Annotated in this window: 2 protein-coding genes; both read right to left on the bottom strand. The window is 74.8% G+C overall.

Features of this window, described 5'->3' with window-relative positions; all coding sequences use genetic code 11:
* Window positions 1–200 precede the first annotated feature (200 nt).
* On the bottom strand, window positions 201–1,118 hold the full coding sequence (locus KBX53_RS25405) for an SWIM zinc finger family protein (protein WP_210862034.1): 918 nt from the start codon (window positions 1,116–1,118) through the stop codon (window positions 201–203).
* Window positions 1,119–1,179: 61 nt separating this feature from the next.
* Window positions 1,180–3,838, bottom strand: a 2,659-nt coding sequence (locus tag KBX53_RS25400) for a DEAD/DEAH box helicase (protein ID WP_247676195.1), incomplete at its 5' end; no start/stop codon positions are given.

The following is a 3,838-nucleotide window of genomic DNA, read 5'->3' as shown; positions in this document are numbered from 1 at the left end:
GGACCACCGGGTTCGGGCCCGCAGGGGCCGCTACCTGATGTTGTTGACCATCGTGCTGTGGGCGTCACTGCCGGCGATAGCCGTATTCGCCGGTCGGCTCACCGGCGCGATCTGCGCGGTGGTGCTGGTGGCCAACGCCGCGATCATGTGGCGGTTCCGCCGCCGCTGGACATGACTGCTCCACCGCTCGACGGGACGGCTCACCGGTCGGCCGGGCCGAACGCCCGGTACGCGCGACGCAACCGTTCGAGCGTTCCCGGCCCACCGATGGTCGCGGCCGGCGCTCCGAGCTGGCGCAGCAGCAGGTCGGTGCCGGTCACCAGTCGGGGCGGCCGGTCCGGCAGCGGCACCGGCGCCGACCAGAACCGGTCCGCCGCCTCGGCCAACGGCGTCGCCGACAGCCCGGCGAGCGCACGGGCGGCACCGACCGGCGTCCGGACGTCCACCGCCGACCCGGCACCGTCCGGTTCGGACGGTTCGTCGACCGGCGGGGGCGGTGGGGTGACACCGGTGGCCGCCGCCCGGCGGGCGCGGAGTTCGTCGAGCAACTCCGCGCGGGACCGACCGCGCCAGTGCAACAGCTCGAACGGGTCCGCGTCGAACGCCTCGGCCAGCAGGTAGAACGACGCCGCGAGGTGCTTGCAGGGCACCGCGAAGTCGGGGCAGTTGCAGCGCTGGGTCAGCTCGTCGACGGCCGCCGGGAACAGCGGCGCGCCGGCGGCGGCGAACAGCTCCTCCAACTCGTCGGGGAGGTCCCCGGCGAGCAGCCGGGCGCTGAAGAACGCCTGCCCGGCCAGCTCGTCCTCGATTCGGGACCAGAGCGCGGCCGGGAACGGCCGCACCCCGATCGACACCTGGTACGGCTGCGGCCGGGAGCCCTGCACCACCGCGCTGACCCGCCCGGGTGTGATGTCGAGTGTGAGCACCTGACCGGCCCGCGCGTACGACCGGCCCCGGGTCAACCGGGTGCCGAGCGCGAACGACTCCAGCACCTCCAGGAAACGCCGCGACCACCAGGACCGGCCGATGGCGCCCCGGGCGCTGCGGGCCCGCAGACCCCCGTCGACCCGGCGGGGACGCCCGTAGTCGGCGAAGTCGCTCACGTCGGCACTCCGCAGCGCACCGTGCCGACGCGAGGCACAAATTGGCTGTGCCTGACGGTTCGCTCGCTCCGCTCGCTCACTCCACCACCGCCCCGGCCTCCAGGGCGAACAGGTCCCGCAACTGGCCGGTGGACAACTCGGTGATCCACTGCTCGCCGGTGCCGACGACCCGCTCGGCGAGGCTGCGCTTGTCGGCGATCAGCGCGGCCACCTTCTCCTCGACAGTGCCGGCGCAGACGAACTTGCGGACCTGCACCCGTCGGCGCTGCCCGATCCGGAACGCCCGGTCGGTGGCCTGGTCCTCGACCGCCGGGTTCCACCACCTGTCCACATGCACCACGTGGTTCGCGGCGGTCAGCGTCAGCCCGGTGCCGCCGGCCTTGAGGGACAGGACGAACAGCGGCGGACCCTCCGCCGACTGGAAGCGCTGCACCAGGGTGTCCCGCTCGGCCTTGCCGACGCCACCGTGCAGGAACAGCACCTCCCGGCCGAAGCGCGCCGACAGGTGACCGCGCAACATCGCGCCGAACTCGGCGTACTGGGTGAACAGCAGCGCCCGCTCCCCCGCCGCCAGCACCTCCTCCAGGATCTCGGTGAGCCGGGCCAGCTTGCCGGAACGGCCCTCCAACGGCGAGCCGTCGCGCAGCAGTTGGGCGGGGTGGTTGCAGACCTGCTTGAGCCGGGTCATGGTGGCCAGCACCAGACCGCGTCGCTCGATGCCGTCGCTGGTCTCGATCCGGGCGAGCATGTCGTCGACCACCACCCGGTACAGCGCGGCCTGCTCGGCGGTGAGGTTGCAGAGCACCTCCATCTCCAGCTTCTCCGGCAGGTCGGAGATGATCGACGAGTCGGTCTTGAGCCGGCGCAGCACGAACGGCCCGGTGATCCGACGCAGGCGCTCGGCGGCCTCGGCGTCGCCGTGGCGCTCGATCGGCTCGGCGAACCGCTTGCGGAACGTCGCGGCCGGCCCGAGCAGGCCCGGATTGGCGAACTGCATGATCGACCAGAGGTCGGCGAGGCGGTTCTCCACCGGCGTACCGGTGACCGCCACCCGCTGCCGGGCGGGCAGCGCGCGAACCGCCTCGGCCTGCCGCGTCGACGCGTTCTTGATCGCCTGCGCCTCGTCCACCACCACCCGGTGCCAGTCGATGCCGGCCAGGTCGGCGGCGTCGCGGGCGGCCACCGAGGAGGTGGTGAGGACCAGGTCCGCGCCGTGCGCGGCCGCGGTGAACTCCGCCCCCCGCGCCCGCTCGGCACCATGGTGTACGTGCACCCGCAGCCCCGGGGTGAACCGCGCGGCCTCCCGCTGCCAGTTGCCGACCAGCGACATCGGACAGACCAGCAGCGTCGGCCCGGCCTCCGGTGGGTCCCCGGCGAGCAGCGCGAGCAGTTGCACAGTCTTGCCCAGCCCCATGTCGTCGGCGAGCACACCGCCCAGGCCGAGGGAGCGCAAAAAGGCCAGCCAGGCCAGTCCACGCTGCTGGTACGGCCGCAGCGTCCCCTCAAAGCCCGGGGGCGGGTCCAGCGGGGTGAGCCGCCGCTCGACCGCGCCGGCGAGCAGGTCGCCCAGCGCCCCGTCGGCGGTCACCTCCAGCACCGGCAGCGCACCGGTGGCCAGCCCGAGGCGGTGCAGTTCGGCGACGGTCAGCTCGCCGGCGGCGCGGAGCAGGCGCAGACCGGCGGCGAGCCGCCCCGGGTCCAACTCCACCCACCGGCCGCGCAGCCGGACCAGCGGGGTCTTCATCTCGGCCAGCACCGCCAACTCCTCGGCGGAGAGCGGCTGGTCGCCGAGGGCGATCTCCCAGCGGTAGTCGACCAGGGCGTCCAGACCGACGCCGGCGTCGACGCCACCGACCGTGCCCGGCGCGGTACGGCTGCGGGCCCGCAACCGGGCACCCAGGCGCGCCGACGGACGCTGCCACCAGGACGGCAGCAGCACCCCGAAGCCGGCCGCGTGCAGCACCGGGGCGCCCGCGCTGAGGAACCGGTGGGCTCCCTCGACGTCGAGTTCCATCGCCTCCGGGGCGGCGGTCCGCAACGCGGCGTCCAGGTCCGGCCAGAGCCGGCTGGCCCGGCCCAACTCGGCGAGCAGGGTCTCCTGCGGGCTGGCCGTCCGGCCCGCCAGGCCACCGGGTGTCTGCGGCCCGCGCCAGACCTCCCCGGCGTCGACGTGCAGGCCAGGCTCGTCTGCGGCCTGCAACCCGAACTCCAGCCGCCACCGCCCACCACCGGCCGACCCGACCGGCACCGGCGCGGAGTCGACCGGTGCCCGCGCGGAGTCGGCCAGTGCCCGGGTGGAGTCGGCCGGTGCTGGCCGGGTGGCCAGGAACGGTTCGGTGACCTCGTCGGGGGCCGGCTCGACCAGTCGGAAGCTGGCCCGCACCGGGCCCCCGGCGGCGTCGCGCTGCCAGGCGTCCAGTTCCGCGCCGAGCGTGGCCAGCCCGGCCGGGTCGATGGTGAAGTCCCGCTGCGGGCCGGCGAGCGCGGCCAACCAGGCCGGCGCCGGACCACCCGGGCGCAGCCCCCGGGCCAGCGTGGTGGTCGCCAGCGCGGCCCGCGCGGCGGCGTCGGTCAACGCGTCGAGCGCGTCCGCGACCAGCGCGGCGGCGGTCAGCTCACGGTCACCAGAACCGGCGGTCGCTGCGGCGGCACTCTCACCGGTCCGCTGACCAGCAGCGGCAGCACTCTCGTCGGACCGTTGAGCAGCAGCGGCGGGGGTAGGCGTTGGCGAGCCG

The sequence above is a fragment of the Micromonospora sp. M51 genome, assembly GCF_018070305.1.
GTDB classification, from domain to species: domain Bacteria; phylum Actinomycetota; class Actinomycetes; order Mycobacteriales; family Micromonosporaceae; genus Micromonospora; species Micromonospora parva.
The sequence above is the reverse complement of the archived record's forward strand: the minus strand, read 5'-3'. Positions and strand labels throughout refer to the sequence as shown.